The sequence below is a fragment of the Bacillus stercoris genome (genome assembly GCF_029772985.1).
In the GTDB taxonomy this organism is placed as follows: domain Bacteria; phylum Bacillota; class Bacilli; order Bacillales; family Bacillaceae; genus Bacillus; species Bacillus stercoris.
In genome coordinates this window covers 1851455-1878069 of sequence record NZ_CP121861.1, presented here as the reverse complement: position 1 = coordinate 1878069, position 26615 = coordinate 1851455, and the positions used below count along the sequence as shown (strand labels likewise).

Here is a 26615-nt window from a genome sequence, read left to right as displayed (position 1 = left end):
AGAACATGAATATAGGCGATGTGATGTTTCAGCTGTTTGTATTTATCATATTTGCCGCTGTCATCTTTGCGGCTGTTACAGGCTTCAAGTATGCGAAAAACCGAAAAGCGCAGCTGGATCGCATTGAGAAAAAGCTGAACAGCCTGTCCAAAGATCACGATTAACAGCTTGGGGCAACGAGCTCTACCTTAATCCGGTCCGGATCCTCACAATAGACGGCATAATGCCCGTCTCCTCCGGCAAAAGGATGCCTGTCTCGGTACAACACACGATAGCCTTTTGCCGTTAATTTTTCGGTCATCTGATCGACTTGATGCTTGGATTCAGCATGAAATGCGAGATGGTTCAGACCGACTCGGCATCTATGGTATTCCGGCTCTAGAAAAGGCTCTTTCGCCTGCACAATTACTAGGTAAAAACCATCTTTCTTCCAGCTGATGCCTGAGCTCCATTTTTGGTACTCTTTATAGCCAAGTTCTTTTAAGAACCAGCCCCAAAACCGCCTTGACGTCTCCAAATCAGAGACATACAGTTCCAGATGATGCACAGTTTCATACCCTCCTTACCAGCACTTCCTCGACCTTATGCCCGTCTCCCTTACGCAAAATGAGATCTGATCTGAATTTAGTCGGCAGGATATTTTCATATAAATTCGGCCGGTTAACACTCTCCCAAATCGAGGCTGCCATCTCGTCAGCCTCCTGATCGGACAAGTCTTTAAATTTATGAAAATATGAATCAGGATTTTGAAAAGCAGTTTCCCGAAGCAGACGAAAACGCTCCAAATACCAAGTGAAAATCCGGCTTTCCTCCGCATCCACGTAAATCGAAAAATCGAAGAAATCGGAAACAAAAATACGCGGGTTTTCCCGGTCATCCTCCAAGGTGGGGGACTGAAGCACATTAATGCCTTCAATAATCACAATATCCGCCTGTTCTACAACCTCGAACACACCTTCCTCGCGGTCATAGGTTAGATGGGAATACACCGGGGCCTTTACGCTGTCCTTTCCTGATTTTAAGTCATTCAAAAATTCGAGCAGCGCCTTTACATCATAGCTTTCAGGAAACCCTTTTCTTGACATCATATTTTTCTTTTTAAGCTCGGCAGTAGGAAATAAAAAACCATCTGTTGTGATAAGGCTCACTTTGGGACGGTCAGGCAAACGCGAAAGCAGCTTCTGCAAGATCCGCGCCGTCGTGCTTTTTCCAACTGCGACACTGCCGGCGATGCCGATAATAAACGGAATTTTGGCTGAATGCGGGTGCTTCAAAAAAACATTGACATGCTTATTGCGTTCAGCAGCAGACTTGACATGCAAATGGAGCAGCCGAACAAGCGGAATATAGATCGTTTCCACTTCTTCAACAGATAGATAATCATTGAGCCCTTCCACCGCTTTTGCCTCTTCTTCAGATACAGCAATCGACAAATGTCCCCCAAAACCAGACCAAGACTCTCGATTGTGCTGTGTATATAAAGTATGTAAGTTAAGCTCTTTATTTTTCACTGTTTACACCTGACTCTCTGTAGGTTAAAACCCTTACAAAGATTGTAACGGAAAACCTTTTCACTGTCTGCTTATTTTTTCATTTCGTTTTTTAGCAAATCAGCACCGATTCGGTTATACGCAGCCATTTCCTCTTTTGGAACCATGCTTCCTCCCGTTCCCCAGACGATATGTACGGCATGTTCCATATTATATTTCTGACTATAGCGCCTTCCCTCTTCTGTCGAATAAAGCTGAACCGGCCCGAACATGCCGGCAAGAGCAGATGGCTCTAAATATTGATTTTCGGATACAGCCAGCATATGAAGCAAAGTATAAAGCATATTGTCCTCTACCGTATAACAGCCGCTCAGAAGCGGTTCAACCAGCTTGCCGACAAACCCTGACGGCCTCCCTACGGCAAGTCCGTCAGCAGCCGTCCGATTATCCAGACCGATATCCTGGACGGAGATCTGCTCGTGAAGTCCTGAATAAAGCCCTAACAGCATACACGGTGAATGAGTTGGTTCTGCGAAAAACACGTGAACATGATCTCCGTATAAAAGCTTCAGCCCAAAGGCTACACCGCCCGGTCCTCCGCCGACTCCGCACGGCAGATACACAAACAAGGGCGTTTCGAGACTTGGCTGTATATTCATATTGTCAAGCTGTGTTTTTAATCGGCTTGCAGCAACAGCATATCCTAAGAACAGCTGACGAGAATGTTCATCATCAATAAAATAACAGAATGGATCTTGTTCCGCCTGCCGTCTCCCTTCGTTCACCGCTTCACTGTAATCTGTTTCGTACTCCATAACAGTGACACCCTTTTGGCGGAGGAGATCCTTTTTCCACTGCTTAGCATCGGCCGACATATGCACTGTCACGCGAAACCCGAGTGCCGCGCCAATGATGCCAATGCTTAAACCCAGGTTTCCTGTTGAACCGACAGCAATCGAATAGCGGGAGAAAAACGCGGCAAACCGGTCTTCCCGTAAGATGCAGTAATCATCAGTTTCCTGAAGTATGCCTTCTTGAAGCGCCAGATCTTCTGCATGCTTTAATACTTCATAAATCCCGCCCCGCGCTTTAATCGACCCTGAAATCGGAAGTTCGTGGTCGCACTTTAAAAGCCATCTTCCCGGGAATGGCTGCTGATATGCCGCTTCCAGCTTTTCCTTCATATCCTGCATCTCAAAAAGCGGAGACTCGATGATCCCTTTAGCACCTTTCGTCTCAGGAAACACCTCGGCAATATAAGGGGCAAAGCGCCGCAGTCTTTCTTCCGCTTCCGCGATCTCGGTTGCCCACTCATCTGCATGGGGTAATGGCCGCTTCTCTTCCTTGCCTGAATTTGCCCAGAATACAGGCTCTGCATCAATCAGTTTCTGAATAAACGGATCTTTGAGCAGAACATGAAGGACATCTGAATGAATTGACATTCAACAATCTCTCCCTTCCACTATCAAAAACTGCCTCGTGAGCAACAATCATTCCACCACAGGCAGTTCCATCATTATTTTTTCATGAGCATGCGTCCTGCCAGCTTTTCAACGAGAGCTGGAAACAGCTGATACAGCTTAGTGCCGGCATTCATTAAACGCGGAAGATTGATCTCCCGTTTGTTCGTAAAAATTGCAGCTGTAATTTGAGCTGCCACGTCATCAGGATCAAGCATCCAGCGGCCGACATTTTTGACGTAGTCCCCGCCTTTATCAGCAATGGAAAAAAAGTCCGTCTGAATCGGTCCCGGATTGACTGTTGTCACATAAATGCCGGTTCCCGACAGCTCCATCCGCAAAGCGTTTGAGTATCCTAGCACGGCATGTTTTGTCGCGGAATACAGGCTCGACTTCGGTGTTGCGATTTTCCCCGCTTGAGAGGCGATATTGATGATATGGCCCTTTTTTTGCTCAAGCATTTGCGGGAGCACCGCTTTTGTACAGGCGACCAGGCCGAACACATTTACATCAAACATTGCTTTCATGTCTTCCAATGTCGAGTCTAAAACCGTTTCAAATATACCGAAGCCCGCATTGTTGATCAGGACATCAACCGAGCCGATCTGATCACGGACCCGGGCGATATCCTCTAGGCGGCCGACATCCAGAGGAAAGATCTCACACTGTCCGCTCCATTCCTCTGTTATTTTCCTTTTGATTTCTATCAAACGATCCTTACGTCTAGCCGACAGCAGGACATGGGCTCCTTCAGCCGCGCATAAGTATGCGATTCTTTCTCCAAGCCCTCCTGAAGCACCGGTTATCCAAATCCTTTTTCCCGCTATATGTTTCACCCATTTCACCTCTTCATTGTTCTAAAGTATGCGATGTTTCCTTCCCAATATGACGTGATGGCTTCTTCAGCCTCCAACACATCAAGATGCCCTGCCGTTTCTGACATTGTTAAAAACAATTCCTTTTCATATACAGCAGGAAAAAGCTGCTGACAGACCTGAAAAGCGGTCATCGGCTTTTCAGCCAACATGCGACGCACATCCTCCGTTCGATTCCTCTGCTTGTCAAAACGCTTCTCAATCAGTGCTTGGACACTGGTGATTGGCTCGCCGTGACCAGGAAATACGATTGTTGGCTCTAGATGAGACAGCCTGCGCAAAGACCGCTGATAATCCACTAAAGGCTTTGACCTGACGTCTCCCGCTTTCGGCGCTTCTATAATCGGATTAGACGAGCTGTTGGCCAGCAGTAGATCTCCGCCAAGCATCCTTCCGCTTTTTTCATGGAAAAGAACGATATGCGATTCAGCATGTCCAGGCATCTCCAACACAGACCAGCCCTCAAGCCCGTCAATGCCCATACCTTCACTGATTGTTTTTGTCAGAGATCTCGTACAGGAAAATGCATACGCTGACCGAATCAGCTTTTCCGCCTTCCCCGTATCAAATGGAACGCCTAATTCAGGCAGCAGCTTTTGAAAAAAACGTTTTTGCCAATCCATAAAGGCTTGATTTCGGCTGATATAAGGTTCGTTGAAGGCATGCCCAATCACTTCGATTTCATCTGAAAAGACATCAAGCAAGCCTGCATGGTCAGCATGATGGTGAGTCAGTACAACCTGCTCGATATCTGACATTTTCACATTTACAGCAGCAAGCTGCTCTTGTAAGGCGCTGGCAGCCTCTTTTGTATTCGGCCCGGCATCGATAAGTGTCAGCGCATCACCTTTTACGAGGTAAACGATAACATCGCCGACAGCAAACGGCGTCGGGAGGCGGATCGCAATTACATCTTCAGTTGTCATCCCTTCGCTCCTTGTCTTCATTCATTATTCATATTTTAGCTTTTTCTCGGTCTTATGTCATTATTGCTGAATGAGAACAGATCTTTTTGAAAAAGCTATTGACATTAGCTTGTCCGCCATTGCATAATGAACAACAAACTAAAACGAGAACATTGGAACGCTATGACGAGGAATAGTATACAAGGCAATGGCCTAAGAGAGCGATACCCCCGGCTGAAAGGTATTGCGGCCCGCTTGTTTGTAGAACCTGCCCTCAAGTCGCGGTTAGGAAAACCTAAACGTTTCCCGCGTTATGGGATTTGAGCTGAGCACAATTTGTGCTAATGAGGGTGGTACCGCGAACCTTTTCGTCCTTTACGTGATGAAAAGGTTTTTTGTTGTTCTGATAGAAGGAGGATATCAATGAAAAAGATAGGATTTGTCGGCGCCGGGTCAATGGCTGAAGCAATGATCAACGGTATTTTGCAAAGCGGCATCACAAAATCAGAACATATCTATATTACAAACCGCTCAAATGACGAGCGTCTGATTGAATTAAAGGAAGCGTACGGCGTGCGTCCATGCAGAGATAAAAATGAGTTTTTCACTCACACCGATATCATCATCCTCGCTTTCAAACCGAAAGACGCGGCGGAAAGCATCGACAGCATCCGGCCGTATCTCAAGGACCAGCTGGTGATTTCAGTACTTGCAGGCCTTACCATCGAAACCATTCAGCATTATTTCGGCAGAAAGCTCGCGGTCATTCGAGTCATGCCGAATACATCAGCGGCAATCAGAAAATCAGCAACCGGATTTTCCGTAAGCGCAGAAGCAAGCCAGGACGATATTGCTGCTGCAAAGGCTCTATTGGAAACAATCGGCGATGCCACACTGGTGGAGGAGCGTCATCTTGACGCCGTCACTGCAATCGCAGGCAGCGGCCCGGCCTACGTATATCGTTATATTGAGGCAATGGAAAAAGCGGCGCAAAAAGTAGGATTAGATAAAGAAACGGCAAAAGCACTCATTTTGCAGACAATGGCAGGGGCAACTGATATGCTCCTTCAAAGCGGCAAACAGCCTGCACAGCTGCGCAAGGAAATCACCAGTCCTGGGGGCACTACAGAGGCAGGCCTTCGTGCTTTACAGGACTCCCGCTTTGAAGAGGCGATTATTCACTGTATTGAAGAGACCGCTAAACGGAGCGCAGAAATCAAAGAACAGTTTGCCGGAGCGGCTTTAGAGAGGCATTAGACAGAAGGATAGGGCCTTCTGTCTTTCTTTTTCTACAACTGCTGGCCGGCTGTTTCCGATTGCTTTAATAGCGCGGAGATCGTAAATGAAAGCAAATCGGGAAGCACTTCAAAGGAATAAGGCATGTACAATCTTTCCGTCCATTTGTGCGGGTCTTTGCCAGCCGGACCGACATTTAAAACGGGGACATATAAAGCCTGTTCTTTGCCGCTTGGCAATGAATATCCTCTATTAAAGAGCGGCATATTGCTTGTGTATGCGTCAACCTTCTGCTTTTCCAGCTGAAGATAGCTCAAGTCCGATAGTCCGGGAAAGTACTGAACCTCCCGCAACGCAATGCCGTATCTGTTAACCGCATACTGCATAAGCTGATCAGCTGTATGTCTAATCAATTGATCGTCCTTTGACGAAACGGCCGGATAAAACGGCGGACTATAAAAAAGAACAATAAGCGGGGCATCCTCTTTACAAAGCGAAGCAATCTCAGAAACAATTTTCGTCGAAAAATCCCTGTCTCCAAGCCCCCCCCTGTTAGCAAAGGCATAATTAAGAGCTCGGTCTGTTTCCGAAATTCCAGCACGTTTTTTTGCACGCGCAACCAGCTCATCAAATGTCAAAACAGTGACGGCCCGTTCAATCGGCTGAAAAGGCTCAAATTGTTGAAAGTCCTGTGTTTTCTTCCGAACGTTCGACATGATTTCCTCCGCCGCCTGTTTTGCGGTTTTCAGCAGCATCTGGTGCAGCTCACTAGCCGAGCGTCTCATTGACAGCACATTAAATAATGTGACAGCTGTATGCGGTGTCTGAACTGAATATGCCTCTTTCAAGTCCTTTTGCATTAAGTTTACCGGCGGCGGAGTGACCTCACCATCAACCTTTTCACAATAATCAGCATTCAGTTCAAGCAAACGGTTAATCTCAGATACCATTAAATTCGCGTTTAGGCCTGAAAACGGCTCTCCGACATGTGTCTCAATTCCCTTGCAGAAAAATCCCGCAAGCACCTTGCCAATGCTTCCTGTATAAAAATATTGCTGCTGGTCGCCGGGGAATTTTTCAAACATCGGTTCAGCATTCAGGCAGGCGGTTAATGTGATATTATGCTTTTTCTCCATTTCCTTCAATACAGGAACCGCCTCAATCATGCCTCTTGAATTCACTTCCTCGTCCGGAACTGTTATCAACAGCAGATTGCCCTCAAAATGGCCGTTCATTGCCCGCTCCAGCATCGACAACTGAACACAAAGCCCCGCTTTCATATCCATCGTCCCTCTGCCAAACAGCCAGTCTCCGCTTTCAGCATCTCTTCTCACACGTTCAGGAAGCAGCTCTTTTTTCTCTAAAAAGGAACTCAAAAGCTCAGCAGGCTTGCAAGCCATATGTTTAAATTCTCCGTAATCCTCTATGTCAACGACATCAAAATGACTCAACAGAAGCACTGTCTTTTTGACCTTCTTCTTTTTGACTAGAGCCGTAAGAAAAGATCTGCCATCGTCCATCGTATGAAGAGTTACATCATCTGGATGTTTTTGAAAATAAGGCTTGTCTTTCAAAATAAAATAAAGATATTCCGCAAGTGCTGCCTCGCCCTTCGAACCGGTGATGCTTTCGTATTGCACAAGAGAAGTTAAAAGTGCCCGCAATTCGTCCTTCGTCTGCCAATTCATCGATTACCGCCCCTCCTATGTATAAAAACGCTTCTAGCTTGAAAAATAAGATGATTCCCTGTCTATTATACAGAAATGTTTGACAAAAACGGTTCTTTTGAGCAGTTTATATGACGCGAAAGAAATGACTTGATATAATCAATCTCTAAAAACCTTACGGGAGGCGAAAGAAATGGCCAGAAAATTATTCACACCTATTACAATTAAAGATATGACATTAAAAAATCGCATTGTTATGTCGCCAATGTGCATGTATTCTTCTCATGAAAAGGACGGGAAATTAACGCCGTTCCACATGGCGCATTACATATCGCGTGCAATCGGCCAGGTCGGACTGATTATTGTAGAGGCGTCAGCAGTTAACCCTCAGGGTCGAATCACAGACCAAGACTTAGGCATTTGGAGCGACGAGCATATTGAAGGCTTTGCCAAACTGACTGAGCAGGTCAAAGAACAAGGTTCAAAAATCGGCATTCAGCTTGCCCATGCCGGACGTAAAGCTGAGCTTGAAGGAGACATTTTCGCTCCATCGGCGATTGCGTTTGACGAACAATCAGCAACACCAGTAGAAATGTCAGCAGAAAAAGTAAAAGAAACGATCCAGGAGTTTAAGCAAGCGGCTGCCCGCGCAAAAGAAGCCGGCTTTGATGTGATTGAAATTCATGCGGCGCACGGATATTTAATTCACGAATTTTTATCTCCGCTTTCCAACCATCGCACAGATGAATACGGCGGCTCACCTGAAAACCGCTATCGTTTCTTGAGAGAGATCATCGATGAAGTCAAACAAGTATGGGACGGGCCATTATTTGTCCGTGTATCTGCCTCAGACTATACAGATAAAGGATTGGACATCGCCGATCACATCGGTTTTGCAAAATGGATGAAGGAGCAAGGTGTTGACTTAATCGACTGTAGTTCAGGCGCCCTTGTTCACGCAGACATTAATGTATTTCCCGGCTATCAGGTCAGCTTCGCCGAGAAAATTCGTGAACAGGCGGACATGGCGACTGGTGCCGTCGGCATGATTACAGACGGTTCAATGGCTGAAGAAATTCTGCAAAACGGACGTGCCGACCTCATCTTTATCGGCAGAGAGCTTTTGCGGGATCCATTCTTTGCAAGAACCGCCGCGAAACAGCTCAATACAGAGATTCCGGCCCCTGTTCAATACGAAAGAGGCTGGTAATGCCTATGAGAGATATCCACTGCCGGATATCTCTTTTTTTATTTTTAGAGAAACGATCGGCTAAGGTTCTCCGTCTCCCTAGTAGAACCAATTAGAGGAGATGACTCCAATGAAATCAGCTTGGATGGAAAAGACATATACAATTGACGGATGTGCGTTTCATACACAGCACCGGAAAGGAACAAGCGGTGTAACGATTGTCTTTGAGGCCGGCTACGGTACTTCTTCTGAGACGTGGAAACCATTAATGGCGGACATTGATGATGAATTTGGCATTTTCACATATGATCGGGCGGGCATAGGGAAAAGCGGGCGAAGCAGAGCGAAACGAACAGCTGAACAACAAGTGAAAGAATTGGAGAGTTTGCTTAAAGCAGCAGATGTAAAACCTCCTTATCTGGCTGTTTCACACTCATACGGAGCTGTCATCACCGGCTTATGGGCCTGCAAAAACAAGTATGATATTATCGGTATGGTCCTTCTTGATCCAGCTTTAGGAGATTGCGCCAGCTTCACCTTTATACCCGAAGAGATGCACAAATCATATACGAGAAAGATGATGCTTGAGGGCACACCTGCAGAATTTTCAAAAAGTCTGCAGGAGCTCAAACAGCGGCAAATCCATTTAGGAAACATGCCTCTCCTTGTATTGTCATCAGGAGAACGGACTGAGAAATTCGCTGCTGAACAGGAATGGCAAAACTTGCACAGCAGCATATTGTCTCTATCCAACCAAAGCGGCTGGATTCAAGCTAAAAACAGCTCCCACAACATCCATCATGATGAACCTCATATCGTTCATTTGGCTATCTATGACGTATGGTGCGCAGCGTGCCAGCAGGCCGCCCCTCTTTACCAGGCAGTCAATTAACGTAAAAAAAGACCGGGCCGTAAGAGACGCCCGGTCTTTTTTGTTATTTTGTTTCACGGTGAAGGGTATATTTCTTCAGACGCGGTGAATATTTTTTCAGCTCCAAACGATCTGGATTGGTGCGTTTATTTTTTGTTGTAATGTAATTTCGGTCTCCCGTTTCAGTGCAAGCTAAAGTAACATTGACTCTCATCGTTCACATCTCCTTTTTTAAAACGTAATGATTACGCTTTATTATACAACGTAATGGCAAATTGTCAAATAAGTATGCCTTCAGCCTCGCTGGATGGGTACCTCTAAGAAATCATATGCCGCCACACTATTTTGGAAAACGTCAACCGCTTCTTTTTGAAGCTCCAAAGAGGCATCTCCCTGATATCTTGCGCTGATATGGGTTAAAATGAGCTGCTTTGCTCCTGCTTCTTTCGCTGTTACAGCCGCTTGTTCCGTTGTGCTGTGATAATAATCATAAGCCAGTTTATGATCTTCCTTAGCAAAGGTTGCTTCATGAACAAGCACATCGCAATCTCTTGCAAGCTCTTTTAGTTTGTCGCTAACTCTCGTATCTCCGGAGAACACAACAGATCTTCCTTTTTTGGGAGGCTCCAGAAAATCACTCCCATTGATGATGCGTCCGTCTTCAAGCGTTACCGTTTCGCCTTTTTTGATTTTCTGATACACGGGTCCGGGCGGGATGTTCATTTCTTTTAATACATCCGCCTTCAGGGCACCCGTTACGTCTTTTTCCTGCACACGGTACCCGAAGGCTTCTACGCCATGAATAACAGAAACCGCTGTGACAATAAACTGATCGTCTTCAAACACGATGCCTTCTTCAATTTCCTGGACCGCAAGCGGATATGTCAAATGGGTTTTCGTGACGGCAAGGCTTGTTTCAATAAACGCTTTGATCCCTTTAGGTCCGTACACTGTCAGCTCGTCCTCTCCGCCTTGAAAGGAACGGCTCCCCAGAAGCCCCGGAAGTCCGTATACATGGTCACCATGCATATGTGTAATAAAGATTTTCTCTATTTTACGAGGTTTAATCGTTGTATGTAAAATTTGATGCTGTGTGGCTTCCCCGCAGTCAAAAAGCCATACCGAACGCCTTTCTTCAAGCAATTTCAATGCGATAGAGGTGACGTTTCTCGTCTTGGCGGGAATGCCGGCTCCCGTCCCTAAAAAAAGTAATTCCACGTTTCCTTCCTCCTACTAGAACCAGATACCTACAAGAATACAGGATCAAGCGCAAAATGTGAATCTTGCCTCTCAAAAGAACAATCCTTTCGTGCTAGAAACATTTTTTCAGCATTCTGCTTAAAAAAGGGCTTAAATGTTTGCTTTCGTTGAATTTTAGATTTAAAATGAAGGAAATATACGGGGTGTACTAAAATAAAGCTTCGAATAAAGTGAGGTACTTTTAGTGAAAACAAACCAACAACCAAAAGCAGTAATTGTCATATTCGGTGCAACTGGAGATTTAGCAAAACGAAAATTGTATCCGTCTATTCACCGTTTATATCAAAACGGACAAATCGGAGAAGAGTTTGCAGTGGTAGGAGTTGGAAGAAGACCTTGGTCAAATGAGGATCTTCGCCAAACTGTTAAAACATCCATTTCCTCATCTGCAGATAAGCATATAGATGATTTCACGTCTCATTTTTACTATCACCCTTTCGACGTGACAAATCCTGGATCTTATCAAGAGCTTAACGTATTGCTTAACCAGCTGGAAGATACATATCAAATTCCGAACAACAGAATGTTCTACCTGGCAATGGCTCCTGAATTCTTCGGAACAATTGCAAAAACATTAAAATCAGAGGGTGTAACAGCTACAACAGGCTGGTCCCGCCTTGTCATCGAAAAGCCGTTCGGCCACGATCTGCCAAGCGCACAGGCATTAAACAAAGAAATCCGTGAAGCGTTTACGGAAGATCAAATTTACAGAATCGACCATTATCTAGGCAAACAAATGGTTCAGAACATTGAAGTGATTCGATTTGCCAATGCGATTTTCGAACCGCTCTGGACAAACCGCTACATCTCAAACATTCAAATTACGTCTAGCGAATCACTTGGCGTAGAAGACCGTGCAAGATATTACGAAAAATCAGGCGCCCTGCGCGACATGGTGCAAAACCATATTATGCAGATGGTTGCCCTCCTTGCAATGGAGCCGCCGATCAAATTGAACACAGAAGAAATCCGCAGCGAAAAAGTGAAGGTGCTGAGAGCACTGCGCCCTATTGCAAAAGATGAAGTGGATGAATACTTTGTGCGCGGACAATATCAAGCCGGTGAAATTGACGGTGTACCTGTTCCTTCTTATACAGAAGAAGATAATGTCGCTCCTGACTCCAATACAGAAACCTTTGTTGCCGGCAAGCTCTTGATCGATAACTTCAGATGGGCTGGTGTTCCATTCTATATCCGTACCGGAAAACGAATGAAAGAAAAGTCCACAAAAATTGTCGTTCAATTTAAGGACATTCCGATGAACCTGTACTACGGCAATGAAAACAACATGAATCCGAACTTGCTTGTCATTCATATTCAGCCTGAAGAAGGCATTACCCTTTACTTAAATGCTAAAAAGCTTGGCGGTGCAGCACACGCGCAGCCAATCAAACTCGATTATTGCAGCAATTGCAATGACGAGTTGAACACCCCTGAAGCATATGAAAAACTAATTCACGACTGTCTTCTTGGCGATGCAACAAACTTTGCACACTGGGATGAAGTTGCCCTTTCTTGGAGCTTTGTCGACTCCATTTCTGAAACATGGGCAGCAAACAAAACCTTATCTCCTAACTACGAATCAGGCTCAATGGGACCGAAAGAATCAGATGATCTTTTGGCGAAAGACGGCTTGCACTGGTGGAATATATAATAAGAAAAAAGCCGAAAATGCTTTTGAGCATTTTCGGCTTTTTTGCAGCTGTCACAGAGGTATAGCACTCTCTTTAATAACAAAACCCCCGAAGCTCTTGCGGTTCGGGGGGGTTCTATTGATTACTTCATCCATTCAGTATGGAAAATACCTTCTTTATCAGTACGCTCATACGTATGAGCGCCAAAGTAGTCACGCTGTGCTTGGATTAAGTTTGCAGGCAGTACGGCTGTACGGTAGCTGTCATAATAAGCTAATGCGCTTGAGAATGATGGCACCGGCACACCTTGGGCAACTGCAAGTGAAATCACCTGGCGAAGCGCTCCTTGGTAGCTTTCTGCAATATTCTTGAAGTAGCTGTCAAGAAGCAGGTTGTCAAGCTCAGGCTCGCGATCGTAAGCTTCTTTGATTTTCTGAAGGAACGCTGCACGAATGATGCAGCCGCCACGGAAGATCATAGCGATTTCACCATATTTCAGATCCCAGTTATATTCTTCAGAAGCAGCTTTCATTTGGGCAAATCCTTGCGCGTATGAGCAGATTTTACTCATGAACAACGCTTTTCTGACCGCTTCAATCAGCTCTTCTTTATTTTCCGTAACAGGCTTCACTTCCGGTCCTGAAAGAAGTCCGCTCGCTTTCACACGCTCTTCCTTCATAGCTGAGATAAAACGCGCGAATACAGATTCAGTAATAATCGGAAGCGGAACACCTAAGTCAAGTGCGCTTTGGCTTGTCCATTTTCCTGTTCCTTTTTGTCCTGCTTTATCGAGAATCACATCAACAAGCGGTTTGCCTGTCTCTTCGTCTTTTTTCGTGAAGATGTCAGCTGTAATCTCAATCAGGTAGCTGTCAAGCTCTCCTTTATTCCATTCAGCGAAAACTTCATGAAGCTCATCAGCTGAAAGGCCCAGCACCTGTTTCAGAATGAAGTAAGATTCAGAAATCAGCTGCATATCTCCATATTCAATACCGTTGTGCACCATTTTTACATAATGGCCGGCACCATCAGGACCGATATATGTCGTACAAGGTTCTCCGTCAACTTTTGCAGAAATGGCTTCAAGAATCGGTTTCACAAGCTCATGTGCTTCTTTTTGTCCGCCAGGCATGATAGAAGGCCCTTTAAGCGCCCCTTCTTCTCCGCCGGAAACGCCTGTTCCGATAAAATGAATACCGCTTTCAGCGAGTTCTTTGTTACGGCGCTGCGTATCTTTATAATATGTATTTCCGCCGTCAATTAAAATATCATCCTTCTCTAGATGAGGGAGAAGAGATTGAATTGTCGCATCTGTTGCAGTTCCCGCTTTAACCATTAATAAGATTTTGCGCGGTGTTTCCAAGGATTGGACAAATTCTTCAATGCTGTATGTGCCAACAACATTTTTTCCTTTTGCCTCCTGCAAAAACTCCTCAGTCTTACTGCTTGATCTGTTGTAAACAGAAACAGAAAATCCCCGGCTTTCGATATTTAAAGCCAGATTTTTACCCATGACCGCAAGTCCGATAACGCCGATTTGTTGTTTTGACATATTCTAACGTCCCTTCTGCAAACGTTTAATCATTTTAAAATTTAAATTAAAATAAAATGATATTTATAATAAAGAAATTACCATACTTTCACCCTTTTTTTCAAGCGATTCAGCTTTTCTTTTCATCCTGAAAAAAATCTTTATTAAAGCTTGTTCCCTTCGTTTTGCTCTCCTCTTTTTTTAACCTTGCCCCTTTTCTGATCAGTTTAGATCCGTACTTTTCATTCAGCTTTTCCATTATCTGCTGAATGGGCTCATCCCTCGCATCCTCATTAAAGCTGAACAAATCGAGCTGCTTATAGGCCTGCTCTTTTTCTACCAAATCGGTTCCGGTAATGCCAAGCAGCCTGACAGGATTTTTATTCCAGTGTTTAAAAAAGAGGTGCTCTGCTTCTTTCAAGATTTCATTTTTTTGATCAATCGGATTTCTCAGCGTAATGCTTCTCGTGATGGTTTTCCAATCCGCATATCTAATCATAATAAATAGCTTTGAAGCCATGACTTCCTTGCGCTGTAAACGGTCACTCACGGAAGCGGCAAGTTTTCTAAAAACGCCTAACAGCTCCTCTTCATCACTGGAATCATGTGAAAGTGTCGATGAGTTGCCGACGCTTTTAAATTCGTAAATGCGCTCCGGGTCAACCGGCGCATGGTGAATGCCGTTTGCTTTATTTTTAAGGCGCGGACCGTTGATGCCAAGCAGGCGCTTCAGCGAGTGTTCATCAGCTGCAGCTAGCTCTCCGATTGTATGAATGCCGAGTCCTTTCAGTTTTTCCGCTGTCTTATTGCCAACTCCGTGCATCTCTCCAACAGGAAGCGGCCAAAGGATGTCGGGCACTTGCCTCTTTCTTAAAATCGTAATTCCAAGCGGCTTTTTCATATCAGACGCCATCTTAGCGAGAAATTTATTCGGCGCGATTCCTATGCTTGACGGAAGCAGCAGCTCTTTTTGCAATCTGCTTTGGATTTCTTTTGCCGTCTCCAGCGCTCGGCTGCTGTATGGTGTATCGGTCATGTCCATATAGCCCTCATCAATGGAGACAGGCTCCACCAGGTCAGTATATTCACGGAGAATAGTAAACATGGCTCTGGAAGAGTTTCTATAGCGGTCAAAATTTGGCGGAAGAACGATGAGCTCTGGACAATGGCGCTTCGCTTGCCAAACCGGCATTGTTGTTTTGACGCCGCGCGCCCTTGCTTCGTAGCTGCATGTCACCACAATGCCCTTTCGCTCCTTTACGTTTCCGGCAACTGCGACCGGCTTTCCCCGGAGAGCCGGATCATATGCCATTTCAACCGATGCATAAAAGCTATTCATATCAATATGGAAAATAATTCGGCTCTTTCCCGGCATAAACAAATCTCCTTTTCGTTCATTAGACAACGGCTTGTACATATAGTAAAATGAAGGTACTGAATGGATGTGATTAAAATGTTTGTGGAATCGATAAATGACGTTTTATTCTTAGTCGATTTTTTCACAATTATTCTTCCTGCTCTGACGGCAATCGGGATTGCATTCCTCTTACGAGAGTGCCGTGCGGGCGAGCAATGGAAATCAAAACGAACAGATGAACATCAGACGGTCTTTCACATTAACCGAACAGACTTTCTTATTATTATATATCATCGCATTACAACTTGGATACGTAAAGTCTTCCGCATGAATTCGCCTGTGAACGATGAGGAAGACACGGGTTCTCTTCTTTTATAAACCGCATTTATAAAAAGGAGGAGAACAAATTGGTAAAAACATATCAAAAACTTTTGGCTATGGGTATCTTTTTGATCGTATTATGCTCGGGCAATGCTGCGTTCGCAGCGACTAATCAGGTGGGGGGCCTCAGCAACGTAGGGTTTTTCCATGACTATTTAATTGAACCGTTTTCTGCTCTGCTTAAGGGTGTTGCCGGGCTGTTTCACGGAGAATACGGACTCTCTATTATCCTCGTAACCATTATTGTGCGTATGGTTGTACTGCCTTTGTTTGTTAATCAGTTCAAAAAACAGCGCGTGTTCCAAGAGAAAATGGCCGCTATTAAACCTCAGGTTGACAGCATTCAGGCCAAATTGAAAAAAACGAAGGACCCTGAAAAACAAAAAGAGCTGCAAATGGAAATGATGAAGCTGTATCAAGAGAACAACATCAATCCGCTTGCGATGGGCTGTCTTCCAATGCTGATTCAGTCTCCGATTATGATTGGGCTTTATTACGCGATTCGCTCCACACCTGAAATTGCGTCACACTCGTTTTTATGGTTCAGTTTAGGGCAATCTGATATTCTCATGTCTCTTAGTGCAGGGATTATGTATTTTGTCCAAGCCTATATCGCTCAAAAACTGAGCGCGAAATATTCCGCTGTCCCGCAAAACCCAGCGGCGCAGCAATCCACAAAATTGATGGTGTTCATCTTCCCTGTGATGATGACGATTTTCTCGCTTAATGTTCCGGCAGCGCTGCCGTTGTACTGGTTCACAAGCGGACTATTCTTGACAGTGCAAAACATTGTCCTGCAGATGTCGCACCATAAAAGTAAAAAATCTGCCGCTCTTACTGAGCCGGTGAAATAATAAAGCAACCCCGCGCGAAAAGCCGGGGTTGTTTTTTGTTACTTGCAAAGCATACCGCGCCAAACAGTCTTGTTTATCATGGCTGAAGCAGAAATGGCCCTCCTAAAAAATAGCCGTATCGTTTAAAAAGAAGGAAATAGGGAATACCTTTACTCACCTCAAACGAAAGGAGCATATACGTTGACGGAACACTTTCAGCAAAAAAACATTTCTATACCTGAAGGAATCTGGATCATGAGACAAACCTGGAATGACATCTTATTTGCCCACTGGCCTGTTGATGTTTCTATCCTTCGCGCTTTAGTACCGCCAGTTTTAGAATTAGATACATATAACGGGCAAGCTTGGATCAGCATGCTTCCCTTTATGCTCACGAACCTAAGGGCGCGTTACCTTCCCCCCATTCCCGGTGCGCGTGCATTTCCTGAGCTTAACCTCCGCACCTATGTCACATATAAAGGCAAGCCCGGCATTTATTTTTTCAGCTTAGATGCCGATCATCGGCTGGCGGTTTTGGGCGCTCGCACGTTCTTTCATTTGCCTTATGTTCACGCTGATATGAAAGCTGAAAAAAACGATGATGGCATTGACTATGTCAGCAAGCGGAGAGACGGCAGAGAAGCAGTATTCCGCGCCGCATACCGGCCCGTTTCAGCTCCTTTTACAGCGGAAAAGGATTCACTCGATTATTGGCTGACGGAACGGTATAGACTCTACACTGCCTACCGAAACAAACTCTATTACGAAGACATCCACCATCACCCATGGCTGCTGCAAAACGCTGAAGCGAAAATTTCAGTCAATACGGTGACAGATGCTCACGGCATTACGTTGCCAGAGGCAGACCCCTTGCTTCATTACGCTAAAAAACAGGACGTGTTATTTTGGCCGCTTAGGAAATGGAGCTAAAAAAACCCGATGCGGGAAATCAATCGCATTCGGGTTTTCTTTTTTTATTTTGCCGCCTCTTCAATAATGGCAACAACCATTTCTGCCGTTTTGACGAGTTCTTCGATCGGCATTTTTTCATTCTTTGTATGAATTTGCTCATAACCGACAGCAAGGTTGACCGTCGGGATGCCATGACCTGCGATTACGTTCGCGTCGCTTCCACCGCCGCTTGTTTGCAGCTCGCTTGGACGTCCGATTTTAGCAGCCGCTTTTTTCGCGATTTCAACAACTTGGTCGCCATCTTGATATTTGAAGCCAGGATACATGACTTCAATTTCGACTTCTGCGCGTCCGCCCATATCAGCAGCAGCCTCTTCAAAAGCAGCTTTCATTTTTTGAACCTGAGCTTCCATTTTCTCAGGAACTAAAGAGCGTGCTTCAGCAAGAATATGGACTTCGTCGCACACAATGTTTGTTTGCGTACCGCCTTCAAACCGGCCGATATTTGCTGTTGTTTCTTCATCAATACGGCCCAATGGCATTTTTGAAATGGCCTTGCTAGCGATTGTAATCGCAGAAATGCCTTTTTCAGGTTCAACCCCGGCGTGCGCGGTTTTCCCGAAAATTGCCGCTCTTACCTTTGCCTGTGTCGGCGCAGCCACAATGATATTTCCGACTTTCCCGTCTGAGTCAAGGGCATAGCCGTAGGATGCTGTAATCATAGAACGGTCAAGCGCCTTCGCTCCGATCAGGCCAGATTCCTCACCAACTGTGATGATGAATTCAATCGTTCCGTGCTCAATGTTTTCTTCTTTCAGCACCTTAATCGCTTCAAACATTGCAGCCAGTCCCGCTTTATCATCAGCACCTAAAATCGTCGTGCCGTCTGTTTTGACGTAACCGTTCTCTACAACTGGTTTTACACCGTTACCGGGTACAACTGTGTCCATATGAGATGTAAAGTAGATCGTATCTGTTTGCTTTGTCCCTTTTAATGTGCAAATCAGATTACCGGCTCCGTGGCCAGTGATATCCATTGTATCGTCTTCTTTAACGTCCACACCTAAATCAGAAAATTTTCGTTTCAGCACTTTGCAGATTTCTGCTTCGTGTTTTGTTTCTGAATCAATTTGGACAAGCTCTAAAAACTCTTCCAGCAGGCGTTTTTCATTCACCATTTGTAAGTCCCTCCATATTAAAGCGGTATGTTACCGTGCTTTTTTTTTGGTCTCTCTTCTGTCTTATGTGCAAGCATATGAAAAGCTTGAATCAGTCTTCCCCTTGATTCTTCCGGCAAAATAATGTCATCGACCATTCCACAAGCGGCCGCTTTGTATGGGCCGGCGTTTTGCTTTTTGTATTCAGCTGTTTTTTGGCGTTTCGCCTTTTGCGGGTCGGCTGAAGCTTTGATTTCCTTCTCATACAAAATCGATGCCGCACCTTCTGGACCCATCACCGCAATTTCAGCATTCGGCCATGCAAATACAAGGTCCGCTCCAATTGCTTTGCTGTTCATGGCCACATAGGCGCCACCATATGCTTTTCTGATAATGAGCGTGATTTTTGGGACAGTCGCTTCTGCATAAGCAAACAATAATTTTGCTCCATGCCTGATGATTCCGTTGTGCTCCTGCTGAATACCGGGCAGAAATCCCGGGACATCCTCAACAGTCAACAGCGGGATATCAAATGCGTCACAAAAACGGATGAACCTTGCTGCTTTATCAGCAGCGTCAATCGTGAGGCTTCCGGCCAGATGCTTTGGCTGGCTCGCAACAATGCCGATTGCTTTTTCACCCAGCCTTGCAAATCCGATGACAATGTTCTTCGCAAAAAATGGCTGAATCTCAAAAAAAGACTGTGGATCGGCCAGCTCCTTAATCACCGTCCGAACATCATACGGCTTTGTCGTGTCAGCAGGCACGAGACGGTTTAATAACGGTCTGGAGGCCTCTTTCTCTGGCTTCGGCCCTGTTGTCCGGCCATTCAGCGGCAAATAAGACAGCAGTTTTTTCACCCCTGTCAGAACCTCCTTCTCCGTATGTCCGGAAAAGTGGGCGTTTCCGCTGACGGCATTATGTATCCCCGCTCCGCCTAAGCTCTCCGCATCGACCTGTTCCCCTGTCACTTTTTCAATCACCTTCGGGCCGGTAATAAACATCCGGCCGGTCTGTTCAGCCATAAATATAAAATCTGTGAGTGCCGGAGAATATACAGCGCCTCCAGCGCACGGCCCTAAAATAACCGATATTTGCGGAATGACTCCGGAATATAAGACGTTTCGGTAAAATATGTGACCGTATCCATCTAATGATACCACACCCTCTTGAATTCTCGCACCACCTGAGTCATTCAGTCCGATAATCGGCGCCTTATTTTTTGCTGCCAGATCCATCAAAGCGCAGATTTTTTTGGCATGGGTTTCGCCAAGCGCACCGCCAAACACAGTGAAGTCTTGCGCAAATACATAAACTGAGCGTCCGTCAATTGTGCCGTACCCTGTCACGACCCCATCCCCTAACATGCGCTGTTCTCTTGTTAACACTTGACTTTCCATGAAGGGGTGTAATTCGATAAAGCTGTCCTGATCTAGAAGAAATATGATCCTTTCCCGGGCGGTGAGCTTTCCCTTTTGCCGCTGCTGAGCCTGCTTTTCCAGTCCACCGCCCTCTTCTGCCTGTCTGCGTTTCGTATATAAATGATCAATGTGCTCATTCATGTTCATTGTGTTGGTCTCCTTTCGGTTCACAAAGCTCTACAAGAACACCATTTGTTTCTCGAGGGGAAATAAACGCGATTTTTTTCCCGTTCGCTCCCTGTCTTGGATACCTGTCAATCAATTGAACTTGCTGGTCAGACAATGCTTTGAGCTGTTCAGATAGGCTGTTGCACAAAAATGCAATATGATGCAGCCCCTGCCCTTTCTTCTCCAAAAATAAACGGATGGGGCTGTCAGCTGTCGACGGTTCTATCAGCTCAAGTTTGACGCTTCCCGCTTGAAAAAAAGCAACTTTCACCTTTTGCTCTTCAACCGTTTCTTGATGAAGAAATGCAAGCCCCAATACATTTTCATAAAAGCGTCTTGCATCTTTTATCGAAAAAACGGCTATCCCGATATGGTCAAGCCTGTTCATTTGCATCCCTGCTTTCGCTAATAGATATCGCTTGTCCGTCCATTCAAAACACGCTAAAATATAGACAGATTGTGTAAGGAGTGAAAATCATGTCTCAAAAACTGATGAAAAGCGTTTTGATCGTGATTTTGGGAGTTTTTATTCTTTCAACTGTACTCTCAGGAATCATCATGTTTTTATAACGATAAAAAAGCAGGGCAGCCTTATTCAATGGGAACATCCTGCTTTTTTATCAGAGCTTTATGCTCGATGGCAATCTCCTCAAAAGAGCGATTGTCGTCTGTGATCAGCACTCTCGTTCCTACTGGTATCGTTTGAAACAAATGAACGACCTCATCGTTATGCATACGTATACAGCCGTTTGACACAAATTTCCCTACTGATTCCTCTCGGTTTGTCCCATGAATTCCATAAATCCGCCCGTCCGTTCCTTTCGCGTCAAATCCTATCCATCTTGCCCCAAGCGGGTTGTCAGGAGATCCTCCTTCAATATTTTTCTTTCTGTAGTACGGATTTTCCGCTTTTACCGTTACCGAAAACTCTCCTTCAGGCGTCAAATCATCTGTTTTTCCAGTGGCCACACTGTACACGCCTTCTACTTTGTTGTCGAGGATAACAGCAAGTTCATTTGTTCGCTTGTTGACAATAACATACGGATCACCCGGCAGCGGATTTTCGCCGAGCGGCCAAATCGGTGAAATCATCATTAAAATCGAACATAAGAAAAAACGCATAAGCTCCTCCTTTTTCATTAGGTTGACCAATGAAGGAAGAGCTCATGCGAATCATCCGAGTGATTTTTGCGCTTTTATTCCTTTAAAATAACTTTTAATCACTAAATATTGTTCCATTTCTCCGAGAAGATGGAAGAGAGCGGCTCTCGCTTCAAATTCCTCTCTAGTCGCCGGAAGCGGCATCTCCTCAAATTCTTTTCTCATGTCAGCAAGCCTTTTCAGAAATTTATACGCCGTGTTCCCAGGGTGTATCGCCTCCCGCAAATCGTGAATAAATTCAGCGATCATTTTTCCCTGATCTACCGTGATGGAGATTGATGTCACTTTAGGGAGAAGGCGTTCAATAATTTCAAATTGCTTTTCTCTCATTTTAAAATAATGATAATGCAGATTTTCGTAACGTAAAATGTGGTTTTGCACATCTCGATAAGCCAGGTTTTTGGCCTCCGTAATGAGCTGGTGCGTTTCCGGAATTTCTTTTCCTGACCAATCTTGCTCACCAGTTAACAAATACCGTTCGATTTCTGCGAAAATGACAGCAAAGTTATCCTCTATCTTTTTGCGGTAAGCAATCAGCTTCCGGTCAAGACTTGGCATATACAAGTTCATCAATAGAGCGACGCCGATGCCGACTGTAATCAGCTGAACTTCATTCCAGATGAAAGCAGGCGTGATGCCGCCGGACATGTATAAATGAAGGATAATAACAGAACTGGTGACGATACCCTCGTTAATTTTTAACAGAACCGTTATCGGAATGAATATCAAAAGAAGCGCTCCGATCACAAACGGGTGGTAGCCAATGAGCTCGAAAAAGAGATAAGAAAAAACAATTGCCAGACAGCATGCCGCAAAGCGGGCCCATGACGCCTGAAGCGACCGTTTTTGTGTGATTTGAATGCACAAAATGGTGATGATTCCTGCTGATGCGAAGTTTTGCAAATGCAATAGCTGGCTTATATAAATAGCCAAAGCTGTTCCTAGCGCGGTCTTTATTGTGCGGTAACCAATTTTAAACATGTCGGACTCCATTTCTATTTGTTTCTTCAATAAAAAAGAAGAAGCGATCAGCCTTCTTCTTTTTTTCTATATTCTATAATATTTTCTCTAAAAAGTCCTGCGCTCTTTTGGATTTTGGCGAAAGAAAAAATTCCTTCGGATTGCCGTCCTCGACAATCGTTCCTTGATCCATAAACAGCACGCGGTCTGCCACTTCTTTTGCGAAGCCCATTTCATGTGTGACAATCACCATGGTCATGCCGGTTTCGACCAGCTCTTTCATCACCTGCAGCACTTCTTTGACCATCTCCGGATCAAGGGCGGAGGTCGGCTCGTCAAACAGCATGATATCCGGATTCATCGCAAGAGCCCTGGCAATCGCGACACGCTGTTTTTGTCCGCCTGACAAACGGTTTGGATAGTCATTTCGCTTTTCAAACAAACCGACTTTGCGGAGCAGGTCCTCAGCTTTCTCCTGTGCGGCCTGTTTTGATTCTTTTTTTACATTGACAGGCGCGTACATGATATTTTCGAGAACCGTTTTGTGCGGAAAGAGATGAAAATGCTGAAAAACCATTCCGATGTTTTCCCGAACCTTTAATGTGTTGGTTTTCGGCTTCGTAATTTCTGTGTCTTTTATTGTAATGGTTCCGCCGTTTGGCTTTTCCAGCAGGTTTAAACAGCGTAGGAACGTTGATTTGCCTGATCCTGAAGGGCCGATCACGGCAACAACCTCGCCATCAGCGATTGTTGTTGAAATGTTTTTTAATACTTCGTGTTTCCCAAATGATTTTGACAGCTTTTCAACCTTAATCATTGGATTTCAGCTTCCTTTCTACAGCCTTGCCGATAAACGTTAAAATCAAGACAAGCACGTAATAAATCAATCCCGCGATAATGAGCGGCTCAAGGTAATTGTAAGTGGCGGCGCCAGCTTGATATGCGCGTCTCATGACATCACCAAGCCCGATGACGGTGACGATCGCCGATTCTTTTGTTAACGTAATTAATTCATTCACAATTGCAGGTGATATATTTTTGAAGGCCTGCGGCAAAAGCAGATCCTTCATCATTTTGCCGTACGGGACACCCAGTGCGACAGCCGCTTCTTTTTGCCCTTTATCAATGGCGTTGATTCCGGCTCTGATAATTTCCGATACATAAGCGGCGGAATTCAAAGACAATGCGACAACCGCAGCCCAAAACTGGTCAATTTGAAATCCGAGCAGCTGAGGAAGTCCAAAATAGACAATCATAAGCTGCAGCACTAAAGGTGTGCCTCTGAACACTGATGTATAAAAATCAGCGATCCAGATCAGCGGGCGGAATGTGCTGATCTTGCATAAGCTTAGCACAATACCGAGTATAAGTCCGATAATAGCAGATACAACAACAATTTTTAATGTAATTGCCAAGCCTTCTAATATAAAAGGAATTTGGGGGATCGTTGCTGAAAAATCCAAATTCATAGCCTTTGTCTCCTTTTCTTACAGGAAAAAAGATTTCCTATTCAATAAAAAGGCTCAACGAAAAAGTTGAGCCGCTTTTTTTACTTCTCGTCAGTGAACCATTTTTTCTTCAATTTCTCAAGCTCTCCGTTATCTTTCATTTCCTTGAGCGCTTTATTGAATTTGTCTGTCAGTTCACTGTCCTTTCTGAAAGCAATTGCTGAACCGGCCTCTTCCGCTTTCGCATCAGGAATCACGAAGCCTTGCAGGTCATCATTTGATTTGAAATACCCTTCTGCAACAATGTCTTCAATAATCGCGGCATCGAAGCGGTCAGATTTGATTTCCTGCACCAAATCAGAAATTCTGTTGCGGTCTTCTGTTTTAAAACCATATTCCGGAGAAAGCTCTTTCCCCTTCTCTTCCTGAATAGACCCAAGCTGAACGCCAACCGTTTTTCCTTTCAGGTCTTTCAAAGATTGAATGCCGCTGTCTTTTTTGCTGACAATCATATGGTTCGCTGTGTAGTACACCTCAGAAAAATCAACTTGTTTTTTACGATCAGGCGTCGGTGTCATTCCTGACAGAACGAGATCCACCTGTTTTGATTTCAGCGCTGTAATTAAGCTGTTGAAGTCCATATCCTGCACTTCAATTTCATAGCCTGCCTTCTTCGCCAGAGCTTTTGCCAACTCCACATCAAAGCCGACAATATCATCGCCTTCTTTATATTCAAACGGTTTGTAATCCGCCGAAGTACCCATAATTATTTTTTTCTTTCCGCTTTCTGAACCTGAATTGCTTGAACCGCATGCAGTTAATGCAAAGGTGATGCAGGCAGTTACAAGTAATAAGAGTATTTTTTTCATGATCCATTTCCCCCATATTCATTACTTTTGGTGTATTTGAATATTTATTCGTTAATTTGTATTTTAAACAGTTTCTTATTTTTATGCAATACTATTTTTAAAAATTATCTTCAAGCTTATCTTTCCAGTGATCTCTTTTGATATTACTAGATAAAAATAAAATCACTGTACAATCCGATTGAATAATTCGTTAATATTTATTCATATATCCTTGGAATTTTATGCACAAAAAAACCCGGGCTACTTTGAGTATCCGGGTTTTTTGTCTTATACTTCTTCACAATATTCTTCAAAGGCTCCCTGCAGCTTTGCCACTACGGCCATCGGCTCATGGCCTTCAATTTCATGGCGCTCTACCATTTTCATGATCTTTCCGTCTTTCAAAATCGCAAAGGACGGAGAAGATGGCGGATATCCTTCAAAATAGTCGCGGGCACGCGCTGTCGCTTCTTTGTCCTGTCCGGCAAAAACGGTCACAAGCTGATCAGGTCTTTTATCATAGTGAACGGAGTGGTATGCTGCCGGTCTTGCAATTCCTCCGGCACATCCGCAAACAGAGTTTACCATGACGAGCGTCGTTCCTTTTTTCGTAAGTGCCGCGTCTACCTCTTCGGCTGTTTTCAGCTCGGTGTATCCGGCAGCTGTAATTTCTTGTCTCGCTTGGCGGACAATATCATTCATAAATAAATTAAAGTCCATGTTCAATGAAGACCTCTCCTTTTTCATCATCTGTTCTTATGATAGCAAGGAAACGTCCAAATCGGCAAATGACTTTGCTTCGCCGTGCACTTTTTTTGCTTTTCGTTTACCGCTTACAGAAAAAGGGGATTATATAACCAGAAGTAAAATAAAGGAGCAGTTGTATATGAGCCAACGGAAAGCATTACTGATTCATAACGGAAATGCCGGCAACAAAAATATAGAAAAAGCACTTGGTGCTGTCGTGCCGGTTTTATCTCACCATTTAGATGAAGTGATTATTAAACAGACAAAGAAAAAGGATGATGCGTATTATTTTTGCCGATCCATTGATGATTCTGTCGACACCGTCTTCATTCTCGGCGGCGACGGCACGATCCACCAATGCATAAATGCAATCAGCTCTCTAGAAAGAAAACCCGCGGTCGGAATTTTGCCCGGCGGCACATGCAATGACTTTTCAAGAGTGCTTGGCATCCCTCAAAATCTTGCAAAGGCCGCGGAAGCACTTATGTCAGGAAAAAAAACCAGCGTAGACGTATGTCAGATGAACGACCGTTATTTTTTAAATTTCTGGGGGATCGGCTTAATTGCAGAAACGTCGAATCAAATCAATGAAACAGAAAAAGCATTATTGGGGAAAATCAGCTATTTTACTAGTGCCTTGCGAACCGTCTCATCCGCTGCATCGTTTCCGATGAGATTAAAAATTGATGGAGAAGAAATTAAAGAAGAAGCCGTTATGCTGCTTGTGATGAACGGCCAATACATTGGAACGAACCGAATTCCTCTGCCCGATGCCAGTATTGAAGATGGCTTACTCGATGTCCTCATATGCCGCAACACCAACCTCACCGCGTTGCGGGAGCTGATGAGCATGGAACAGGGCGCAATTGATCGTTTTACCGGAGAGCTGTCCTATGTCCAGGCCTCCCGAATCGAGATAGAGACAGACAATGCCAAAAAGGCGGATATGGATGGAGAAGTTTATACACATACACCCGCAGTCATTCAGGTCCTGCAGCAGCATATCGACATGCTTGTTCCCGCAAATGATTAACTGTCTTAAGGGCTTAGAAAGATTTTGCAAATCCGTTGACTCTCCCCTAGGAGGAGGTCTTACAGTATAAG

At 44.6% G+C, this 26615-nt stretch carries 29 protein-coding genes; 10 read left to right on the top strand and 19 right to left on the bottom strand.

Annotated features, from left to right (window positions below; translation table 11 throughout):
• Positions 1-5: 5 nt before the first annotated feature.
• Positions 6-164 (top strand): hypothetical protein, encoded by a 159-nt coding sequence (locus tag QA442_RS09850; RefSeq protein WP_165394434.1) that lies wholly within the window; start codon positions 6-8, stop codon positions 162-164.
• Here the strand turns inward: QA442_RS09850 and QA442_RS09845 are convergent.
• The 5 genes from QA442_RS09845 to QA442_RS09825 all read right to left on the bottom strand — a co-directional run bounded on the left by QA442_RS09845 (position 161) and on the right by QA442_RS09825 (position 4751).
• On the bottom strand, positions 161-547 hold the full coding sequence (locus QA442_RS09845) for a VOC family protein (protein WP_095431483.1): 387 nt from the start codon (positions 545-547) through the stop codon (positions 161-163). The genes QA442_RS09850 and QA442_RS09845 overlap by 4 nt on opposite strands.
• Before the next feature lie 4 nt (positions 548-551).
• Positions 552-1511 carry a type I pantothenate kinase gene (gene coaA / locus QA442_RS09840; protein WP_003245966.1) on the bottom strand — a complete coding sequence of 320 codons (960 nt, stop codon included), beginning with the start codon at positions 1509-1511 and terminating at the stop codon, positions 552-554.
• Positions 1512-1582: 71 nt separating this feature from the next.
• Positions 1583-2932 (bottom strand): D-serine ammonia-lyase, encoded by a 1350-nt coding sequence (gene dsdA / locus QA442_RS09835; RefSeq protein ID WP_095431482.1) that lies wholly within the window; start codon positions 2930-2932, stop codon positions 1583-1585.
• Positions 2933-3006: 74 nt separating this feature from the next.
• Positions 3007-3786, bottom strand: a complete 780-nt coding sequence (locus QA442_RS09830) for an SDR family NAD(P)-dependent oxidoreductase (RefSeq protein WP_095431481.1) — start codon at positions 3784-3786, stop codon at positions 3007-3009.
• 5 nt (positions 3787-3791) lie between these two features.
• The gene (locus QA442_RS09825) at positions 3792-4751 is read right to left on the bottom strand and encodes an MBL fold metallo-hydrolase (RefSeq protein WP_095431480.1); all 960 of its coding nucleotides are present in this window, start codon (positions 4749-4751) and stop codon (positions 3792-3794) included.
• A 402-nt stretch (positions 4752-5153) separates the two neighbouring features.
• Between QA442_RS09825 and proC the strand changes: the two genes are divergently transcribed.
• Positions 5154-5987 carry a pyrroline-5-carboxylate reductase gene (gene proC, locus QA442_RS09820; protein WP_069839174.1) on the top strand — a complete coding sequence of 278 codons (834 nt, stop codon included), beginning with the start codon at positions 5154-5156 and terminating at the stop codon, positions 5985-5987.
• 32 nt (positions 5988-6019) lie between these two features.
• On the opposite strand, the gene QA442_RS09815 is transcribed toward proC, so the two are convergent.
• A complete protein-coding gene (locus QA442_RS09815) occupies positions 6020-7654 on the bottom strand; it encodes a M20/M25/M40 family metallo-hydrolase (RefSeq protein WP_279474279.1) in 1635 nt (544 codons plus the stop codon).
• Between the two features lie 172 nt (positions 7655-7826).
• Here QA442_RS09815 and namA point away from each other — a divergent pair, with 172 nt between their 5' ends.
• Complete coding sequence (gene namA / locus QA442_RS09810) at positions 7827-8843, top strand: NADPH dehydrogenase NamA (RefSeq protein ID WP_040082699.1); 1017 nt, start codon at positions 7827-7829, stop codon at positions 8841-8843.
• A 109-nt stretch (positions 8844-8952) separates the two neighbouring features.
• A complete protein-coding gene (locus tag QA442_RS09805; protein WP_014664515.1) occupies positions 8953-9714 on the top strand; it encodes an alpha/beta fold hydrolase in 762 nt (253 codons plus the stop codon).
• A 43-nt stretch (positions 9715-9757) separates the two neighbouring features.
• On the opposite strand, the gene rpmG is transcribed toward QA442_RS09805, so the two are convergent.
• Positions 9758-9907 carry a 50S ribosomal protein L33 gene (rpmG, locus tag QA442_RS09800; protein ID WP_003226511.1) on the bottom strand — a complete coding sequence of 50 codons (150 nt, stop codon included), beginning with the start codon at positions 9905-9907 and terminating at the stop codon, positions 9758-9760.
• 80 nt (positions 9908-9987) lie between these two features.
• Complete coding sequence (rnz, locus tag QA442_RS09795) at positions 9988-10911, bottom strand: ribonuclease Z (protein ID WP_095431478.1); 924 nt, start codon at positions 10909-10911, stop codon at positions 9988-9990.
• Between the two features lie 226 nt (positions 10912-11137).
• Here rnz and zwf point away from each other — a divergent pair, with 226 nt between their 5' ends.
• On the top strand, positions 11138-12607 hold the full coding sequence (gene zwf, locus QA442_RS09790) for a glucose-6-phosphate dehydrogenase (RefSeq protein WP_071580421.1): 1470 nt from the start codon (positions 11138-11140) through the stop codon (positions 12605-12607).
• A 122-nt stretch (positions 12608-12729) separates the two neighbouring features.
• On the opposite strand, the gene gndA is transcribed toward zwf, so the two are convergent.
• Together gndA and QA442_RS09780 are read right to left on the bottom strand one after the other, a co-directional pair.
• The gene (gndA, locus tag QA442_RS09785) at positions 12730-14139 is read right to left on the bottom strand and encodes an NADP-dependent phosphogluconate dehydrogenase (RefSeq protein WP_014664518.1); all 1410 of its coding nucleotides are present in this window, start codon (positions 14137-14139) and stop codon (positions 12730-12732) included.
• Between the two features lie 109 nt (positions 14140-14248).
• A complete protein-coding gene (locus tag QA442_RS09780) occupies positions 14249-15493 on the bottom strand; it encodes a DNA polymerase IV (RefSeq protein ID WP_014664519.1) in 1245 nt (414 codons plus the stop codon).
• A 72-nt stretch (positions 15494-15565) separates the two neighbouring features.
• Between QA442_RS09780 and mifM the strand changes: the two genes are divergently transcribed.
• The 3 genes from mifM (at position 15566) to QA442_RS09765 (ending at position 17619) form a co-directional block, all read left to right on the top strand.
• Positions 15566-15853 (top strand): membrane protein insertion/folding monitor MifM, encoded by a 288-nt coding sequence (mifM, locus tag QA442_RS09775; protein WP_095431738.1) that lies wholly within the window; start codon positions 15566-15568, stop codon positions 15851-15853.
• Positions 15854-15882: 29 nt separating this feature from the next.
• Positions 15883-16710 carry a membrane protein insertase YidC gene (locus QA442_RS09770; RefSeq protein ID WP_103749599.1) on the top strand — a complete coding sequence of 276 codons (828 nt, stop codon included), beginning with the start codon at positions 15883-15885 and terminating at the stop codon, positions 16708-16710.
• Between the two features lie 180 nt (positions 16711-16890).
• A complete protein-coding gene (locus QA442_RS09765; RefSeq protein WP_071580418.1) occupies positions 16891-17619 on the top strand; it encodes a YqjF family protein in 729 nt (242 codons plus the stop codon).
• A gap of 44 nt (positions 17620-17663) precedes the next feature.
• Here the strand turns inward: QA442_RS09765 and QA442_RS09760 are convergent, their stop codons facing one another.
• The 3 genes from QA442_RS09760 to mce are packed head-to-tail and all read right to left on the bottom strand — an operon-like array spanning position 17664 to position 20735.
• Positions 17664-18779 carry a tripeptidase T gene (locus QA442_RS09760; RefSeq protein ID WP_003230352.1) on the bottom strand — a complete coding sequence of 372 codons (1116 nt, stop codon included), beginning with the start codon at positions 18777-18779 and terminating at the stop codon, positions 17664-17666.
• 17 nt (positions 18780-18796) lie between these two features.
• Entirely contained in the window at positions 18797-20320 is a 1524-nt protein-coding gene (locus QA442_RS09755) for an acyl-CoA carboxylase subunit beta (RefSeq protein WP_279474490.1), read from the bottom strand.
• Positions 20313-20735: a methylmalonyl-CoA epimerase gene (gene mce / locus QA442_RS09750; protein ID WP_014664524.1), complete on the bottom strand. Its 423-nt coding sequence runs from the start codon at positions 20733-20735 to the stop codon at positions 20313-20315. The genes QA442_RS09755 and mce overlap by 8 nt, the downstream gene beginning before the upstream one ends.
• Before the next feature lie 89 nt (positions 20736-20824).
• Between mce and prli42 the strand changes: the two genes are divergently transcribed.
• The gene (gene prli42, locus QA442_RS09745) at positions 20825-20917 is read left to right on the top strand and encodes a stressosome-associated protein Prli42 (protein WP_041521370.1); all 93 of its coding nucleotides are present in this window, start codon (positions 20825-20827) and stop codon (positions 20915-20917) included.
• 21 nt (positions 20918-20938) lie between these two features.
• On the opposite strand, the gene QA442_RS09740 is transcribed toward prli42, so the two are convergent.
• The 6 genes from QA442_RS09740 to brxB all read right to left on the bottom strand — a co-directional run bounded on the left by QA442_RS09740 (position 20939) and on the right by brxB (position 25490).
• Complete coding sequence (locus QA442_RS09740; protein WP_014664525.1) at positions 20939-21469, bottom strand: L,D-transpeptidase; 531 nt, start codon at positions 21467-21469, stop codon at positions 20939-20941.
• A 51-nt stretch (positions 21470-21520) separates the two neighbouring features.
• On the bottom strand, positions 21521-22489 hold the full coding sequence (locus tag QA442_RS09735; protein ID WP_014664526.1) for an aromatic acid exporter family protein: 969 nt from the start codon (positions 22487-22489) through the stop codon (positions 21521-21523).
• A gap of 73 nt (positions 22490-22562) precedes the next feature.
• Positions 22563-23285 (bottom strand): arginine ABC transporter ATP-binding protein ArtM, encoded by a 723-nt coding sequence (artM, locus tag QA442_RS09730; RefSeq protein WP_014664527.1) that lies wholly within the window; start codon positions 23283-23285, stop codon positions 22563-22565.
• Positions 23278-23937 carry an arginine ABC transporter permease ArtQ gene (gene artQ, locus QA442_RS09725; protein ID WP_014664528.1) on the bottom strand — a complete coding sequence of 220 codons (660 nt, stop codon included), beginning with the start codon at positions 23935-23937 and terminating at the stop codon, positions 23278-23280. The genes artM and artQ overlap by 8 nt, the downstream gene beginning before the upstream one ends.
• An 80-nt stretch (positions 23938-24017) precedes the next feature.
• Entirely contained in the window at positions 24018-24785 is a 768-nt protein-coding gene (gene artP / locus QA442_RS09720; RefSeq protein ID WP_071580416.1) for an arginine ABC transporter substrate-binding protein ArtP, read from the bottom strand.
• 267 nt (positions 24786-25052) lie between these two features.
• The gene (gene brxB / locus QA442_RS09715) at positions 25053-25490 is read right to left on the bottom strand and encodes a bacilliredoxin BrxB (protein WP_014664530.1); all 438 of its coding nucleotides are present in this window, start codon (positions 25488-25490) and stop codon (positions 25053-25055) included.
• 160 nt (positions 25491-25650) lie between these two features.
• Between brxB and QA442_RS09710 the strand changes: the two genes are divergently transcribed.
• Positions 25651-26544, top strand: a complete 894-nt coding sequence (locus tag QA442_RS09710; RefSeq protein WP_069839450.1) for a YegS/Rv2252/BmrU family lipid kinase — start codon at positions 25651-25653, stop codon at positions 26542-26544.
• Positions 26545-26615 lie beyond the last annotated feature (71 nt).

Coding starts and splice junctions, on each gene's coding strand:
- QA442_RS09850 (WP_165394434.1), top strand. CDS start 6: ATGAATATAGGCGATGTGATGTTTCAGCTGTTTGTATTTATCATATTT.
- dsdA (WP_095431482.1), bottom strand. CDS start 2,932: ATGTCAATTCATTCAGATGTCCTTCATGTTCTGCTCAAAGATCCGTTT.
- QA442_RS09825 (WP_095431480.1), bottom strand. CDS start 4,751: ATGACAACTGAAGATGTAATTGCGATCCGCCTCCCGACGCCGTTTGCT.
- proC (WP_069839174.1), top strand. CDS start 5,154: ATGAAAAAGATAGGATTTGTCGGCGCCGGGTCAATGGCTGAAGCAATG.
- QA442_RS09815 (WP_279474279.1), bottom strand. CDS start 7,654: ATGAATTGGCAGACGAAGGACGAATTGCGGGCACTTTTAACTTCTCTT.
- namA (WP_040082699.1), top strand. CDS start 7,827: ATGGCCAGAAAATTATTCACACCTATTACAATTAAAGATATGACATTA.
- QA442_RS09805 (WP_014664515.1), top strand. CDS start 8,953: ATGAAATCAGCTTGGATGGAAAAGACATATACAATTGACGGATGTGCG.
- rpmG (WP_003226511.1), bottom strand. CDS start 9,907: ATGAGAGTCAATGTTACTTTAGCTTGCACTGAAACGGGAGACCGAAAT.
- gndA (WP_014664518.1), bottom strand. CDS start 14,139: ATGTCAAAACAACAAATCGGCGTTATCGGACTTGCGGTCATGGGTAAA.
- QA442_RS09780 (WP_014664519.1), bottom strand. CDS start 15,493: ATGCCGGGAAAGAGCCGAATTATTTTCCATATTGATATGAATAGCTTT.
- QA442_RS09760 (WP_003230352.1), bottom strand. CDS start 18,779: ATGGTGAATGAAAAACGCCTGCTGGAAGAGTTTTTAGAGCTTGTCCAA.
- QA442_RS09755 (WP_279474490.1), bottom strand. CDS start 20,320: ATGAATGAGCACATTGATCATTTATATACGAAACGCAGACAGGCAGAA.
- mce (WP_014664524.1), bottom strand. CDS start 20,735: ATGAACAGGCTTGACCATATCGGGATAGCCGTTTTTTCGATAAAAGAT.
- prli42 (WP_041521370.1), top strand. CDS start 20,825: ATGTCTCAAAAACTGATGAAAAGCGTTTTGATCGTGATTTTGGGAGTT.
- QA442_RS09740 (WP_014664525.1), bottom strand. CDS start 21,469: ATGCGTTTTTTCTTATGTTCGATTTTAATGATGATTTCACCGATTTGG.
- QA442_RS09735 (WP_014664526.1), bottom strand. CDS start 22,489: ATGTTTAAAATTGGTTACCGCACAATAAAGACCGCGCTAGGAACAGCT.
- artM (WP_014664527.1), bottom strand. CDS start 23,285: ATGATTAAGGTTGAAAAGCTGTCAAAATCATTTGGGAAACACGAAGTA.
- artQ (WP_014664528.1), bottom strand. CDS start 23,937: ATGAATTTGGATTTTTCAGCAACGATCCCCCAAATTCCTTTTATATTA.
- artP (WP_071580416.1), bottom strand. CDS start 24,785: ATGAAAAAAATACTCTTATTACTTGTAACTGCCTGCATCACCTTTGCA.
- QA442_RS09710 (WP_069839450.1), top strand. CDS start 25,651: ATGAGCCAACGGAAAGCATTACTGATTCATAACGGAAATGCCGGCAAC.